The sequence below is a fragment of the Zobellia uliginosa genome, from assembly GCF_900156625.1.
In the GTDB taxonomy this organism is placed as follows: Bacteria; Bacteroidota; Bacteroidia; order Flavobacteriales; family Flavobacteriaceae; genus Zobellia; species Zobellia uliginosa.
In genome coordinates, this window is sequence record NZ_FTOB01000006.1 from 165236 (window position 1) to 180885 (window position 15650).

The 15650-nt window shown below is 41.5% G+C and carries 16 protein-coding genes; 8 read left to right on the forward strand and 8 right to left on the reverse strand.

Annotated elements, in window-relative coordinates; genetic code table 11:
* Nucleotides 1-32 precede the first annotated feature (32 nt).
* A complete protein-coding gene (locus BW980_RS18490; protein WP_076456640.1) occupies nt 33-1511 on the forward strand; it encodes a sodium:solute symporter in 1479 nt (492 codons plus the stop codon).
* A 62-nt stretch (nt 1512-1573) separates the two neighbouring features.
* On the opposite strand, the gene BW980_RS18495 is transcribed toward BW980_RS18490, so the two are convergent.
* From BW980_RS18495 to BW980_RS18510, 4 genes are all read right to left on the reverse strand, one after another.
* Entirely contained in the window at nt 1574-1933 is a 360-nt protein-coding gene (locus tag BW980_RS18495) for a CoA-binding protein (RefSeq protein WP_076456641.1), read from the reverse strand.
* 225 nt (nt 1934-2158) lie between these two features.
* On the reverse strand, nt 2159-3166 hold the full coding sequence (locus tag BW980_RS18500) for a 3-oxoacyl-ACP synthase III family protein (RefSeq protein WP_076456642.1): 1008 nt from the start codon (nt 3164-3166) through the stop codon (nt 2159-2161).
* A 109-nt stretch (nt 3167-3275) separates the two neighbouring features.
* Nucleotides 3276-4586 carry an ABC1 kinase family protein gene (locus BW980_RS18505; protein WP_076456643.1) on the reverse strand — a complete coding sequence of 437 codons (1311 nt, stop codon included), beginning with the start codon at nt 4584-4586 and terminating at the stop codon, nt 3276-3278.
* 36 nt (nt 4587-4622) lie between these two features.
* On the reverse strand, nt 4623-5282 hold the full coding sequence (locus tag BW980_RS18510; RefSeq protein WP_245800107.1) for a TetR family transcriptional regulator C-terminal domain-containing protein: 660 nt from the start codon (nt 5280-5282) through the stop codon (nt 4623-4625).
* Between the two features lie 430 nt (nt 5283-5712).
* Between BW980_RS18510 and htpG the strand changes: the two genes are divergently transcribed.
* The 3 genes from htpG (at nt 5713) to BW980_RS18520 (ending at nt 8528) form a co-directional block, all read left to right on the forward strand.
* Complete coding sequence (gene htpG, locus BW980_RS18515) at nt 5713-7602, forward strand: molecular chaperone HtpG (RefSeq protein ID WP_076456644.1); 1890 nt, start codon at nt 5713-5715, stop codon at nt 7600-7602.
* A 191-nt stretch (nt 7603-7793) separates the two neighbouring features.
* A complete protein-coding gene (locus tag BW980_RS22370) occupies nt 7794-8009 on the forward strand; it encodes a hypothetical protein (RefSeq protein ID WP_139327731.1) in 216 nt (71 codons plus the stop codon).
* Between the two features lie 144 nt (nt 8010-8153).
* Nucleotides 8154-8528, forward strand: a complete 375-nt coding sequence (locus BW980_RS18520) for a hypothetical protein (protein WP_076456645.1) — start codon at nt 8154-8156, stop codon at nt 8526-8528.
* A 54-nt stretch (nt 8529-8582) separates the two neighbouring features.
* Here the strand turns inward: BW980_RS18520 and BW980_RS18525 are convergent, their stop codons facing one another.
* Both BW980_RS18525 and BW980_RS18530 read right to left on the reverse strand, forming a co-directional pair.
* Nucleotides 8583-9392, reverse strand: a complete 810-nt coding sequence (locus tag BW980_RS18525; RefSeq protein WP_076456646.1) for an inositol oxygenase family protein — start codon at nt 9390-9392, stop codon at nt 8583-8585.
* Between the two features lie 60 nt (nt 9393-9452).
* The gene (locus BW980_RS18530) at nt 9453-11051 is read right to left on the reverse strand and encodes a solute:sodium symporter family transporter (RefSeq protein ID WP_076456647.1); all 1599 of its coding nucleotides are present in this window, start codon (nt 11049-11051) and stop codon (nt 9453-9455) included.
* A 205-nt stretch (nt 11052-11256) separates the two neighbouring features.
* Between BW980_RS18530 and BW980_RS18535 the strand changes: the two genes are divergently transcribed.
* A complete protein-coding gene (locus BW980_RS18535) occupies nt 11257-11898 on the forward strand; it encodes an MOSC domain-containing protein (RefSeq protein ID WP_076456648.1) in 642 nt (213 codons plus the stop codon).
* A complete protein-coding gene (locus BW980_RS18540; protein ID WP_076456649.1) occupies nt 11895-12248 on the forward strand; it encodes a DoxX family protein in 354 nt (117 codons plus the stop codon). Before BW980_RS18535 ends, BW980_RS18540 begins: the two co-directional genes overlap by 4 nt.
* 69 nt (nt 12249-12317) lie before the next feature.
* Here BW980_RS18540 and BW980_RS18545 read toward each other — a convergent pair whose 3' ends face one another.
* A complete protein-coding gene (locus tag BW980_RS18545; RefSeq protein WP_076456650.1) occupies nt 12318-12902 on the reverse strand; it encodes a hypothetical protein in 585 nt (194 codons plus the stop codon).
* Nucleotides 12903-13143: 241 nt separating this feature from the next.
* On the opposite strand from BW980_RS18545, the gene BW980_RS18550 reads away from it, so the two are divergent.
* Nucleotides 13144-14013, forward strand: a complete 870-nt coding sequence (locus tag BW980_RS18550) for an AraC family transcriptional regulator (RefSeq protein WP_076456651.1) — start codon at nt 13144-13146, stop codon at nt 14011-14013.
* Nucleotides 14013-14612 carry an alpha-ketoglutarate-dependent dioxygenase AlkB family protein gene (locus tag BW980_RS18555; protein ID WP_076456652.1) on the forward strand — a complete coding sequence of 200 codons (600 nt, stop codon included), beginning with the start codon at nt 14013-14015 and terminating at the stop codon, nt 14610-14612. The genes BW980_RS18550 and BW980_RS18555 overlap by 1 nt, the downstream gene beginning before the upstream one ends.
* Before the next feature lie 185 nt (nt 14613-14797).
* On the opposite strand, the gene BW980_RS18560 is transcribed toward BW980_RS18555, so the two are convergent.
* On the reverse strand, nt 14798-15568 hold the full coding sequence (locus BW980_RS18560) for a S1/P1 nuclease (protein WP_076456653.1): 771 nt from the start codon (nt 15566-15568) through the stop codon (nt 14798-14800).
* Between the last annotated feature and the right edge of the window lie 82 nt (nt 15569-15650).

The window sequence follows — 15650 nt, forward strand, 5'->3', positions numbered from 1 at the left end:
ACTTTTTGTACTTTGGTTTGAAATTTTATTACATGACCGCCACCCACATTCTCATCTTGATCGGTGTTTATTTTCTTTTGCTTTTGCTCATATCTTACTTTACGGGGAAAAACGACTCGAACGTTGACTTTTTCAAAGCCGGCAAATCATCGCCTTGGTACTTGGTAGCCTTCGGTATGGTAGGCGCCTCACTCTCAGGCGTTACCTTTATATCGGTGCCTGGTTGGGTAGAGACATCCGAATTCAGCTATATGCAGGTGGTCTTTGGCTATTTGGCCGGATATTTCGTTATCGCCTTTGTACTCCTTCCCATATACTACCAACTTAACGTAACCTCCATTTATGAATATCTAAAAAAGCGTTTTGGAACGGTCAGTTACAAGGTCGGGGCCGTATCCTTCTTTATATCTAGGGTTCTCGGAGCGGCTTTCAGGCTCTTTCTCGTAGCCATAGTTTTACAGCAATTCGTTTTTGACGAGCTTGGCGTTCCTTTTGAGATTACGGTAATCCTGTCCATATTGCTCATATGGATATACACCTTTAGGGGAGGAATAAAAACCATTGTATGGACCGACACCCTTCAAACGGCATTCATGCTCTTATCCGTAGGCTTGAGCATCTATTTTATCAATCAAAAGCTAGATTGGGGTTTTACTGAATTTTTAGCTTCGGAAGAGCTAAAACAATACAACAAGATTCTGTTTACCGATAGTTTTTTTGACAAGAACCACTTTCTAAAATCATTTTTCGGCGGAATGTTCATTACCATTTGTATGACGGGTCTCGACCAAGATATGATGCAAAAGAACCTCACCTGCAAATCGCTTAAGGATGCACAAAAAAACATGATTTCCTTTAGTGTTGTATTGGTTATCGTAAACTTTGTCTTTCTCTTGCTTGGGGCGCTATTGTTCATCTATGCCGCCAAATTCAACATTGCCACCCCTTTAATGGACGGCCAACCGAAGTCTGACCTTCTTTTTCCTGAAATCGCATTGAATAGTGGCCTGGGCAGCGTTGTAGCCATCACCTTTATGCTCGGACTCATTGCCGCGGCCTACAGCAGCGCCGATAGTGCGCTGACCTCTTTGACCACTTCGTTCTGCGTAGATTTTTTAAATATTGACGAAAAAGAAGAAAAAGACCAGAACCGAATTCGAAAGACCACCCATGTCGGCATGAGCATACTTTTAATCGTAACCGTTATACTCTTCAAGTACATTCTTGACCGGAATGTTATCGATGGGTTGTTAACGGTCGCCACCTACACCTACGGCCCTTTACTAGGCCTATTTACCTTTGGAATATTCACCAAGTTCGCCATTAAGGATAAGTATACATGGCTCATAGCCTTGCTCTCCGTTCTTTGTATCTTAGGCCTAGCCAATTTACCGACCGATTATCTAGGTGGATATCAAGTAGGTTATGAACTATTGCCCTTGAACGGATTACTAACATTTTTAGGACTTTGGGCCATTCGCAAAAGAAATGCCCCCGTGAAGGTCGATTAAGTACCAAATTGTAAAATGTTAAAGTTTCATCCGAAAAATCGGACGTCCTATTTGTCGGATATTTAATATTGACCTGTAGCCAATAGGACCAAGGTGCAAGCCACGACCACTTCAATCCCTTTGGATTCCAGTAATTTGTATAATTCGGGGTTTTCAGTGCCCGGATTAAATATTACACGTTTCGGGTTTATTTGTAAGATTTTATCGATATATTCAGGCTGGCGAGCTGGACCGATATATAAAGTAATGGTGTGAATGTTTTGAAATTCGCTTAAATTGGTCTTTATTTGTATACCCCTGATTTTACCTTTTCGAAGGCCGAATGCTTCTGTTTTGATGTTATGGTCTACTAGGCGATTTACCGCCAGATTGCTGTAACGATTCGTTTTGAGCGAGGCTCCGAATACCAGGGTAGTTTTCATATGTTAAATATGATGTTAAAGTTTAATACATTTTGTAACCTTTGTAACATTTGTGCGTCTTATTAAAAGTCGTTATGATGTTTATAACCTTTCAATAATATTGGTCGGTGATAAAGCTATATGTTTATAGTTAATGGTTAGTGTTTAGTATAGCAGCATCAACGACAGAAACCCCGATGGAGACATCGGGGTTTTGTGTGTGTCGTATATTGTATTGCTAGTTACTTACCATTTAATAATAACACTGCCCCAAGTGAAACCGCTACCGAAAGCCGCCAAGACCAGCAAATCGCCTTCTTTGACCTTTCCTTTTTCCCATGCTTCGGTAAGGGCTATAGGAATAGATGCAGCGGTAGTATTGCCATATTTCATAATGTTGTTATACACTTGGTCATCGGAAAGTTTGAATTTCTTTTGGATAAATTGTGAAATACGCAGATTGGCCTGATGCGGCACAAGCATATCAATATCTTCAGGAGTCAACCCATTGGTCTTCAAGCCTTCCATAATCACCTCACTGAATCGCACCACCGCATTTTTAAACACGAATTGTCCGTTCATATACGGAAAATAAGACTCATCGTTAGGATCGTCATCTTCAATGATATCGGTAACCCAGCGCTTACCCATACCTGGCGCTATCAAAGAAAGCTCTTCGGCATGTTGGCCTTCGCTGTGCAAATGGGTGGAAAGAACACCTTTTGAATTGTCTTCCTCCCTACTGAGCACGGCGGCACCCGCACCATCACCGAATATCACCGAAACCCCCCTACCCCGGGTGGTCATATCGAGGCCATGGCTATGCAGTTCCGAACCGATAACCAAGACATTTTTATACATGCCGCTCTTGATATACTGATCAGCCACACTTAAGGCGTAAATAAACCCGGAACATTGATTTCTAACATCTAATGCCCCCACGGTCTTTATCCCCAAATCTCGTTGTACCAGTACACCGGGGCCAGGAAAATAATAATCGGGACTCAAAGTGGCGAAAACGATAAAATCGATATCATCTTTGTCGATACCGGCACGTTCAATAGCTATTCTTGCCGCTTTAACACCCATGGTGGTCGTAGTATCGGTACCTTTAACCACATGTCTTCTCTCTTTTATACCCGTACGTTCTTGGATCCATTCATCATTGGTATCCATAATCTTGGCCAAGTCGTCATTGGTCACTACGTTTTCGGGCACAAAATATCCTAGTCCCGTTATTTTTGAATTATACATAGAAGATTTTTTAAAAATTTAAAAGCAAACGCTTTCAACGTATTGCAAAGTAACCCGTAAATTTCTAAGATATGCAAAAATTATAAGATGATTTTGATCTTCCGATATTTTAAGATAAGTACCGCTTAAAGCTATCGACCTCAATTTTTGCGTTAAGGTCATGGAGGAGATTGTAAAGACCGAAGAAAGTACGGTTCATATAAAGGAAGTGCTTAGACCCCCTATTCCCGTTCATTTTTCGTATTTGACTGTCTTTCGAATAGCGTTCGCTCAAATCGGCGATTTTCTCCCAAAAATCATTAGAGCCAAAATCAAAATACTCCTCATTGAAGGGCGAGGTAAACAGCGAAAGCATTTCTTTAAAAAGCGCCTTAAAGAACTTCAATTCTTCAGGGGAATCGGTTTCCGTCAATATTTCCAACTCATACAGCTTTTCCATAAAAACGGCATCGTTTTCAATGTTCCGTTTTTGTGCCAACTCAAAATAAGGCACATAAAATTCCTTGGGCACCTCTTTAATACACCCGAAATCTATAGCGATCAAGCTATGGTCTTCGCTTATCAAAAAGTTACCGGGATGCGGATCGGCATGGACCTTTCTCAAACCGTGAATTTGAAACATATAGAAGTCCCATAATGTCTGACCTATACTATTACCGACTTCCGGATCAAATTCCTTCTTGGTAAATTCACTTAGGTGCCGCCCCTGCATCCAATCCATAGTGATAATACGCTCGCTGGAAAGTTCTTTATAGTATTTAGGAAATTTAAGGTTCTTGATGGCCGAGCATTTCTCGGTAATTTCGATACTTTGTTCAATTTCAAGCAAATAATCGGTTTCCTCGATAAGCTTGTTCTCTACCTCCTTAAAATACTTATCCGAGTCCTTGCCCTGCAAGTTGAACATTCTGATGGCTATGGGCTTTACCAAGGCCAAATCACTTGATATGCTCTCGGCTACACCTGGATACTGTATCTTGACCGCCAAGGCTTTGCCATCTTTGGTAGCCTTGTGTACTTGACCTATACTGGCCGCGTTCACACTATCTTTTTCAAAGGTATCGAAGAGTTCTTCAGGGTACTTGCCCAGATATTTCTTAAACGTTTTTCTAACCAATGGTGCCGACAGTGGTGGCACCGAAAATTGAGATAACGAAAACTTGTCGACATAGGCCCTCGGCAATAAGTTTTTTTCCATACTCAACATCTGGGCTACTTTCAATGCACTTCCCTTTAGGCTTTTAAGCCCGTCATAGATATCTTCGGCATTGTTTTCGTTGAGTTCGTCTTTCCCTAGCTCGGGGTTGACCATTTTTTTTCCGTAGTACTTCACATAGTTTCCACCGATCTTTACACCCGTCTTAACCAGTTTGCCTGCTCTTTCTATCTTACCCGTGGGTATACTATCAAGTGTCTTCATATGTTTTTGTTAAGTCGAGAATAATGAAGCACCCCGTTATGCCATAGCCTCTTTATACAAGAATTTCCCGAAATCGATTATATTTTCCAAAGGCGTATGATCAAAGATGTCGAAAACGGTGTTGATCGATTTTTCAATGGCCAGGTCGGTTTTTTCAAAACCAGATGAACTGTCATCCATCCAAAACTTCAATACGAACAGAAACTGCAACCAGGCCCCTTCAGAAAATATCTTGGGATTGTACTTCGTGATTTTGCTACTTTTTCCCGCATTGGCCTCATCGATCAAACCTATAGCAAAGCCCTTCACCAAGTGCCGTAAATCTTTCAACTGCGCCAAATTCTTGAGTGCATTCCGATGTTCGGTCAAAGTGAGCAGCACATAGCTCCGGTTTAAGGTAAGCAACTCAAAAAAGGTAAAGAAGAAGGTCAACATCTTTTCTTTGTTCGAAAGGCTTTCGTATTCGTCGTTCTTGTCCAAAAGCGCTTCGGTATGGGCGTAAAATTTGCCCCATATTGCTTTCTGCAGGGATTCCACCGAACCAAAAAACGCATAGAAATCGGTTTCGGCAATCTTGTTTTCCTTACAGAACCTGTATATCGATTTCGGTACCGCATCATGCTCGAGAACGTAGTCCATATAGAGTTCAATGATGCGATCTTCCGTAATTTTATTTGTTTTTCTCTTAGCCACGATTCTTGAGTTTTATTACATAAAGTTACGCCTTAAAGGCTTTAATTACTGTTAAGGGTATACCAATTCTTTGTCTAATTTAAAAAACGTGCTTTCCGAAGAAAACACGCTCTTAAACAACCTAACAATAATTAATTTAAACGTGATCCAAACTAAAACGCTCTTTCTCATAGCAATTTTAATCACATCCATGATCAAATATACAAAATGTTTAACTATTTTCAAAAATAATTAAACAAAAAGACAATTGTGCCATTTCTTCAAAGTATGGAACAGCAGAATGCGCCAGTTTGTCACTCTTACCAGATGTGGTATTTTTTTTGACGGGCACCGTCTAGGTAATTACAACTGTGGTTCTTTTATGCCCAAGAACCAAAACAAATATTAAACTATAGGTCAAGCTACGGCGAGTACCTTACTAAAATTATAGTATATGGCAACAGGTAAAATCAACGTATCGGTGGAGAATATTTTTCCGCTGATTAAGAAATTTTTGTACAGTGACCACGAAATCTTCTTAAGGGAGCTAGTGTCGAACGCGACCGATGCGACGCTTAAACTGAAGCACCTGACCTCTATAGGCGAGGCCAAGGTAGAGTACGGCAACCCGATGATTGAAATAAAGGTCGATAAGGAAGGAAAAAAAATACACGTTATAGACCAAGGTATCGGTATGACGGAAGACGAGGTCAAAAAATACATCAACGAGCTTGCTTTTTCAGGTGCCGAGGAATTCTTGAACAAATATGAGGACGGTGCCAAGGAAAGCGGAATTATAGGTCATTTCGGTTTAGGCTTTTATTCGGCCTTTATGGTAGCTGATCAGGTAGAGATCAATACCAAAAGCTTTAAGGAAGACGCCGAGGCGGTACACTGGAGCTGTGATGGATCGCCGAATTTTACCTTAGAGCCCGGTAGCCGTCAAGAACGCGGTACGGAAATCATCCTACACATTGCGGAAGACTCGACCGAGTTTTTGGAAGACAGCCGCATCAGTCAACTTCTAAACAAATACAACAAGTTCATGCCGATACCGATCAAGTTCGGCACAAAAACGGAGACCTTACCCAAACCGGAAGATGCCAAGGAAGACGATCCGGCGCCTACCCAAGAAGTAGACAACATCATTAACAACCCTAATCCGGCTTGGACGAAGCAGCCTGCCGACCTAGAGGAGAAAGACTATAAAGAGTTCTACCGCGAGTTGTACCCCATGCAGTTCGAGGAGCCCTTGTTCAATATTCACCTGAACGTAGACTACCCCTTCAACCTTACCGGTATTCTATACTTCCCTAAGTTGACCAACGACCTCAATGTACAGAAAGACCGAATTCAGCTGTACCAAAACCAGGTTTTCGTTACCGATAACGTCGAGGGCATCGTGCCCGAGTTCTTGACCATGCTTCGCGGTGTAATCGATTCGCCCGACATTCCTTTGAACGTCTCTAGATCATATCTACAGGCCGATGGTGCCGTCAAGAAAATTTCTTCGTACATAACGAGAAAAGTCGCCGATAAATTGAATTCATTGTTCAAGAACAACCGCGAGGAATTTGAGCAAAAATGGAACGACATCAAAATCGTTATTGAATACGGAATGCTCAGTGAAGACAAGTTCTTTGAAAAAGCTGACAAATTTGCACTTTACCCCACTGTAGACGGTACCTACTATACGTTTGAGGAACTACAGGAAAAAATCAAGGAAAACCAAACCGACAAAGACGACAAACTCGTTGTTCTTTATGCCTCAGACAAGGTAGCCCAACACAGTTATATCGAGGCTGCAAAGGCAAAAGGTTATGAAGTGCTTTTGATGGATTCCCCCATTATTGCCCATTTGATGCAAAAATTGGAAACCTCAAAAGAGAAACTTTCCTTTGCCCGTGTAGATGCCGACCATTTGGACAACCTGATCAAGAAAGAAGATGCCCAAATCTCTAAATTATCGGACGAGGAAAAAGAAACCCTTAAAAAGAACCTTGAGGAGGTAATTACCGATAAGAGCTACACCGTGCAACTTGAAGCTATGGACAGTGACGCCTCTCCCTTTATCATTACCGAGCCTGAGTTCATGCGCCGTATGAAAGAAATGCAGCAAACCGGTGGTGGCGGTATGTTCGCTATGGGGTCGATGCCCGATATGTACAACCTTATCGTAAATACCAACCACCCGCTCGTAGGCGAGATATTGAACACCAAAACCGCCAAAAAACGCGAACGCCTAATCAATCAATCCATAGATTTGGCACGACTCTCAAAAGGGTTGCTAAAAGGTGAGGAATTAACGAACTTTATCAAACGCAGTTATGACATGGTAAAGTAACACCAAACTACATACTTACAAAAACGCCCGATTGCAGAGTGCAGCAATCGGGCGTTTTTTCTTGTTAAAATTCATATCTTCCCCAAAAATTTGAAATAGGCCCCAAAAATGCCCAAAATTTTGAAGTCTATCTCCATAAAAAAATCAAAAAAATACCTACTAATAGGTGCCGCTAAAAGAAGAACGAAAGAATGAAAACTCTAAAACTGCACAAAACACCTCGGCTATCTGACTTTTGGAATACCCCAAAAAACAACAATAGGGCCTACCCCAAAACCTTAACATCCATTTCTATTTCAGGTCGACAGGATGCATTCGTCCCGTCAAGCCTTTTTCAACACATATCTTTGATGCAGACTTTGGTTTCCTATGCGACCAAAGCAGATGCAAATGGAACAAGAACCTAAGCATCCTTAGCATCCTTTGCGATCCTTGTTTTTCAAGAAACTCATATTTCACTGAACCCCAATAAACGTTTTACATTTTACACCGATATAGAGTGCCCCATCATCTCTAACGAAACCCTATTACTTACTTAAAGCTTACTTTGTATGGTACTTACAGAACTAAACCCCAAGGGTAATTTTGACTCTTGGGACAAAAAGAAACTGAATGAAATCGAACAGAATACCTTCAGCACAAAAATTGGCGATATCCTTTTTGAAAATGACGAACTTATATTAAGCGAAATAATTCTAAAGCCCGGGGAAAGAACTCCTTTTAGAAAGCATTGTAACGATTATAGCTGTACGTGCTTTACAGACGGACTTTTGGTTTCAAGAAATGTAAACGGACAAATCGGACTTTTGCGTTTTGACGAAGGGGATCAATTCTATTGGACCTGCAGTAGAAAGGAAACCATTCACGACCTGGAAAATATCGGAGAGAACACCGTCATCATTAAGGTGATTGAAATAAAAAGGTAACGGCCATTCCGCCCTTAGGTTGAATGACCGTTGCTATTGAATTAAATTATAAGGCTACCAGAAAATAGGTCCCTTACCCAAGTATTTTTCAGCTATGGGCTGGTAATATTCGCGCACCTCTTCCAAATCGTATATTTTTTGGCATTTGGTGTAAAGGTCGTATTTATTGAAATCTTTAATCAGTTCTAAATACTTCTTATCTCCTTCATTCAAGAGTTCCTTATAGCTTCCTCCGGTATGCCAAGGGTAAAAGGAGTGGTACCGGACCATGACCATGGCTTCTTTGGGCAATGTGTTTTCCTTATGGTTTGAAAGCACCTGATAAAGATATTCATCATGCCCCCAGGCAAGGTTTAGTTTGTCAAGTCCGCAACCTTCTTGGTAAATACCTGTAGGGGTATTGTAACGGGCATCGGCCATATCGGGATTCAATTCGTTAAATTCGGGGTACACACAGGTATCGGGCAATTTACAACCGACCACAAAGACATCGCCAACGGTACCCCATTGCTCGTCTTGACTTGTACCATCTTCATCGCTGCCCCAAAGGAACATTATCTTCCCTAAATCGTGAATAAGCCCTGTCAGCTGCATCCAATCGGGACGATTGTCTTCCCTGATAGCCTCGGCACTCTGAATCAGGTGCTGTACGTTAGGTAGATCCAAATCGGGATCGCTCACATCGATCAACTTATTCAAATGACCCATGGCTTCCCATAGATCCATAGGTTTATCATAGGTCAAATACTTCTTTTGCATACGCTGAACATAATCAACAGTCTGATTCTTCCGCATTTTCCTGTAATGCTCTTTCACAGCGGCCGATACGTCTACAGCCTCATAATCCCTGAACGTTTTTTCCATTTTTAAAAATTTAGCATTAAACTCACTCTGTTACAGTACTTTTTCTATCCCGATTATGTGCTAGACATTGCCTAAAACAAGGTACAAAATAATCGTAAACAGTATAAGAAAGAAACTAAAGGGCTTGGCAAACCTCCATGGTTTTAGGTTTAACACGCCCGCGTCTTTCATAATAAACTTTTCTTCTTTTTTGGTTAAGGCCGATACCATGTGCATAATGGCGATATTCAGAACGAATTCAATACCCCAAATATGGATAAAATGGAGGTTGACCTCAAGCACATAATACATAAACACGTAGAACAACAGACCAAAGCCTAGTCCTGCTTTGGCGCCGGCAGCCGTTACTCTCGGAAAAAGGAAACCAGCAATGATCACACTGGCTATGGGAATAAAGAATATACCGTTCAGCTGTTGCAGCAACTGGTATAGCCCATCTGGGGCATTGGCCACAAAGGGGGCAATGCCAATGGCCAATATGGCGAGAATGGCCGAGGTACTTTTACCGATGACCACCAACTTCTTCTCATTGGCATCTTTTTGAATGTATTTTTTAAATATATCAAGGCTAAAAACCGTGGCGGCACTGTTCAAGGCACTGTTAAAAGTACTTAAAATAGCCCCCATCATTACGGCAACAAAAAAGCCCGTAAGCCATAGAGGCAATACTTTCTTCACCAAAAGCGGATATACGTTATCTGGATTATCGTACAGGCTCTCCCCAAAATAATAAAAACCTATAAGTCCGGGCAACACAATTACCAAAGGTACCAATATCTTCAGCAGTCCGGTAAACAGTAGTCCTTTTTGGGCTTCCTTTAGATTGACCGCGCCCAACACCCGTTGAATAATAGACTGGTGCATGGTCCAGAAATAGATTTGGTTGACCATAAGGCCCGTAAACAAGACCTCAAAGGGCAGAATAGCGGAACGTGCGCCCTCTCCTACTCCCGATTCGTGACTAATTACGTTGAATTTTTCAGGACTATGCTTAAAAACGGTCGACATCCCCTCGAGAATGTTTCCGTCCCCAATGGCCAATAGGGCCAGTATGGGTACCAGAAGACCCGCTACCAAAAGTCCAAAGCCGTTAATAGTATCGGTATAGGCGACCATTTTTAATCCGCCAAAAATAGCGTAGACCGCACCAATGCTTCCTACAACTAAAATCGTAATCCATATTCCTTCGCTCGTTGTCACATTCAAGAGTTCCGAGATATCGAAGATAGCTTCAATGTTCAATGCTCCAGTGTATAGAACAATGGGCAGCAAAGTAGCCACAAAGGAGATGATCAAAAGAAGGGCCACTAAGGTCCGCGTAAGTCCGTCAAAGCGTTTTTCCAAGAATTCCGGGATGGTAGTCAAGCCCATTTTAAGGTAGCGCGGCGCAAAATATAGGGCAGCTATGACCAAGGCCAAGGCCGAAGTTACCTCCCACGCTACAATGATCGCCCCGTTACGATAGGCCGACCCGTTCATCCCCACCAAATGCTCGGTAGATATATTCGTCAAAAGTAAAGAGCCCGCTATGACCACCCCGGTCAATGACCTGCCTCCCAAAAAATATCCGTCTTTGGTATTCAGCTTGTCCCTCCTAAGCTTGTAAGTGGCGTAAAAGGCTACAAATCCTGTAAATAATAAAAATGTTAATAATGCCATAAATGGGGGTAATTTCCTAATTTATACAAGGTGCGATAAGCCACCGAATGTCAAATTAACAGAATTTAAGCGAATAATCTAGCACATTATCAAAATTTTCGTGTGCGCAGACGAAAATAAATTGTCCACTACTTCCCTTGAAGTATTGAAAACAAGTAACCAGGCAGGATTCTATTTTTACCGATAGGTTTTCTACCTTTAAGCTATGAAAATCATCTCGACCAATATCGGACGCCCCACCACAGTTATATGGAACGGCAAAAATGAGCAGACCGGCATATTCAAATACCCGGTAGAAGAACCCCTATTTTTAGGAAAGACCGATGTAGCCAAAGATTCGGTCATTGACCGAAAGCACCATGCCGGCATCAACAAGGCCTGTTTTCTATTTTCGGTAGACCATTACGACTACTGGAAAAAATTATATCCAGATCTGGAATGGAAATGGGGAATGTTCGGTGAGAACCTTAGCGTAAGCGGACTTGATGAATCTATCGTACGCATAGGCGATATCTATAAAATAGGAAGCGCCCTTGTTCAAATTTCACAACCAAGGGAACCTTGTTACAAGCTCGGAATCCGGTTTAACGACCAAGGCATTTTAAAAAAGTATATCGACTATGGCTACCCAGGCACCTACGTTCGCATTCTTAAAGAAGGAGAAGTCAGAAAAGGAGAGCGATTTATTTTAGTAGAGCAATCTACAAACGAACTTACGGTAAAGGATTTTTTTCAGCTCTTGTTCATGCGTAAAAAAGACCAAAAGATATTGGAATTGGCATTGAGCAACCAAGCCTTGCCAGGGTACAAACGTGAGCGTTTAAGGAAATATCAAGTTAAACCATGAGCTATACATGGCACCTCTACGTAATGGGAGCTATTTACGTGCTGGCCGGGATCATGCACTTTATCAAACCTAGGGTGTATATGGCAATCATGCCCCATTATTTGCCCAACCATAAGCTTTTGGTGCAACTGAGCGGTGTGGCCGAAATAGTTCTGGGCCTGGGCGTTTGTTTCCCTTTTACAAAGAATTATGCCCTATACGGACTCATTTTAATGTTGACCGTATTCTTACCGGTGCACGTCTATATGCTTTCAGAAAAAAAGGCTTCAGCGGGTATTCCCAAATGGATATTGTGGGCAAGGCTGCCTTTGCAGTTTGTTCTAATGTACTGGGCCTACAGCTACCTATAAGCATAAAAAAAGCCCCTAAGGTTCTCAACCACCTTAGGGACAATTTAACTCAACTCAACTTAAACAATCTTAATTTACCGATATCTCCTTGTAGTAGGTTTCTTTGCTATCCCTTACTACTACCGTGTAATCTCCGGAATAGGCCTTGGTAAAATCAAATGCTTTTTCAATAGTCATCTCGCCTTCTCTCTTTTCCGAGAAAACCAATCGATTACTACTGTCATAAACTTGTATGTTTACGTTTTTCTTATCGAGGTTCAATAGGTTCAAATAAACCATACCTTCTTTCACCCTAAAGACCGGTTTGCTGTTTTCTTTCCTATCGATAACCTTCACATCGCTACCCACAATACTTATAGTATAAGATATCGTCTTTAATTCATCTTCCGATTTAAAGAAATATAGACCATCTTCAAGGTTAGACAAGTCGAATTTCTTGGCGTAAGCCCCTTTTTCAACTTTTTCAAAGAATATAACGTTCTGTTCCGCGTCGATGAACTTGATAGTTGTGCTTCCCGATTGGGTATCAAGCTCGTATACGAAACTTTTTACATTTTCATTAGGTACAACGCTCAGTTTAGGCTCATTCGCTAATCCAACAGTCGTGCTGAATAATAATGCGATCATTGCTGCTGTTCTTACTACTTTTTTCATGTCGTTGTTGTTTTGGAACCTGTCGTGAAACAGGTCGATTAATATTGGTTTAATATTACACTACAAACATACCGCCGTATTTCCTCTCCCACTACTCCACAATTGGCCAAAAACTATGGTATTTTAACATCGCATATTTACCAAAACACCTCATAGGGTAATATTGAATATATTTTAGTTAATTTTGCAAAGAAAGGAAGAAACAACCTTGTTTAATTTTGTCATTCAAATACCCCCGTAGATGAATCAGAAACCCGCTTTTGAGGCCATTGAACCCAGTTTTGGGCATTCTTATACGTATCAACGGTTTGATGCGACCAAGAACAACAAAAACAACATCTGGCATTACCACCCTGAAATAGAACTGGTTCACGTAAACGGTGGATCGGGAAAAAGACAGATCGGAAGCCATGTTTCGTACTACTCCAACGGCGACCTTATATTAATAGGAAGCAATTTACCCCACTGTGGCTTTACCGATAAGCTTACAGGCAACGAGAGTGAGACCATTATTCAGATGAAGCAAGACTTTTTGGGAAATGACTTTTTTGATATTCCCGAAATGAAAAAGATCCAATCCCTCTTTGAAATGGCCAAGGGTGGTATCGCCTTTTCAGGAAAGACCAAAAGAAAGATCGGTGAGAAGATGCAGATATTGGAGTACCAGACTCATTTTCAGCGCCTACTCTCCATTTTGAACATTTTGAACGAACTGGGCAACTCCAAAGATTTCAAGATTCTCAATGCGGAAGGTTTTTCCATGGAGACCGAAGTAAAAGACAATGACCGTATCAATGTGGTCTTCAACCATGTAAAGAACAACTTCAAAGAAGAAATAACCTTAGACGAAATCAGTAATATGGTGAGCATGACGGTACCATCTTTCTGCCGTTACTTTAAAAAGATTACCAATAAGACTTTCGTTCAATTCGTAAACGAGTACCGCTTGGTGCATGCCTCCAAGCTCTTGGCCGAGCAGCCCTTAAGTATTACCGAGGTTTGTTTCGAAAGCGGATTCAATAACTTTTCGCATTTTAATAAGCAGTTCAAGGCCTTTACCGGGCAAAACCCATCGGAGTATAGAAATGAGCTGAAAACGGTCCTTAAATAATGAAAGGGCTGTTTCCGAACGAGGTCCACCTAAATCTGCCCGATAGCGATATCGTCTATTATCCTGATTTCTTGGAACGCTCGGAGGCCGACAGCCACTTTGACCTACTTTATAAGGAAACACCATGGCAGCAAGACCATATTTCCCTATTTGGCAAACGCTACGCCCAACCCAGACTCACCGCTTTGTACGGCAACAACGGGAAGCCCTATTCATATTCAAATTTGGTGATGCTCCCCCATTCATATACAGAGAGCCTTTTAAAAATAAAGAATAAAGTAGAGGCCCAAAGCGGAACAAGCTTTACTTCCTGCCTCCTAAACCTGTACCGCAACGGTCGGGATAGCAACGGATGGCATACCGATAACGAAAAAGAATTAGGAAAACACCCCATCATTGCTTCGGTAAGTTTAGGGCAAGAACGTTTCTTCCACTTGAAACACAGAACGGACAAAAGTTTAAAACAAAAGCTCTTATTACAACACGGAAGCCTTTTATTGATGAAGGGCCCTACACAAGAAGCCTGGCTGCACCAAATACCGAAAACGGCAAAACCTATCGGCGCCCGTATCAACCTGACCTTTAGAATTATTGCATAAAAAAATCGGCCATTTTGCAATGACCGATTTTTTTTCCCTTTAGCTATGAGAAGGTTACTGTCTTTAAACGTCGGGCGCCGAATAATTTCCTCGCAACCATCTACATAAATATAACTTCAAATAGACGAGGGGGGTATAAGGATTCGTTGAATTCCAGTTTTTTTTGATAAATGGTCGATTCCATTTTAAAAAAGCCCGTTCAAGACCTTGGCCAAACGCAGTCCGCCCTTTTGCAATTGGTCTTCAACGGTGCCCCACCAATCAAAACTATAGCGATAATATAATTTTTCACCAGCCTCCACTGAACCGTACAATTTTTGGGCGATATCTTGGGACTCCCCTACCCAGTCGTAAAGAGTTCCCTCTTGAATCTGCTTGATTTGCTTTTTTGAAAGTTTGGGCAAGCTTGACGCCAATTCGGTATAGCTCATACCGTAGTCGTTGATCATATTAGAATCCCAAACTTTGTGGAGGTTACTCCCCTTGTTGAACCATTGCACCTGAATATCGTTCCCTCCCCTATCTTCAAAACGGCCTACATGTAAGGGCTGGTGAAGATCACCGATCAAGTGGACCAACATTTTTAGATAAAACACCTTATCTTCCCTTTTGCTGTTCGGATCTTTTATGATTTCAACACATTTCTGTATTCCTACTACAATATCCCCGTGTTTGTTGGGCTCGATATCGGAATACCTCTTTCCATCCGGAATGTTTACGTAATGCCAAGCACTGAATTCTTTAAAGGCTCTGTCGGCCTTAATGTCATCTCCAAACGTAGATACATAGGCAAGGTCTTTACCGTTCAATAATTTCTTCAGGGCTTTCCTGGTTTTTTTTGAAAGGTGTTGCTGTGCTACCTCGCCAACGGTCCGGTGTCCGGTTTTAGACCATTCGCCCTCGTTTGCGTTAGAAAATAAGCTAATAAAGAACAAAAAGAATACTATTTTTCTCATGGACAAAATTTACGGACAAAAGTAGAAAATTAGAGTTTAATCTATTGTTAAGAAGCCCAAGGGTTTCATTTTTTAATTTGAT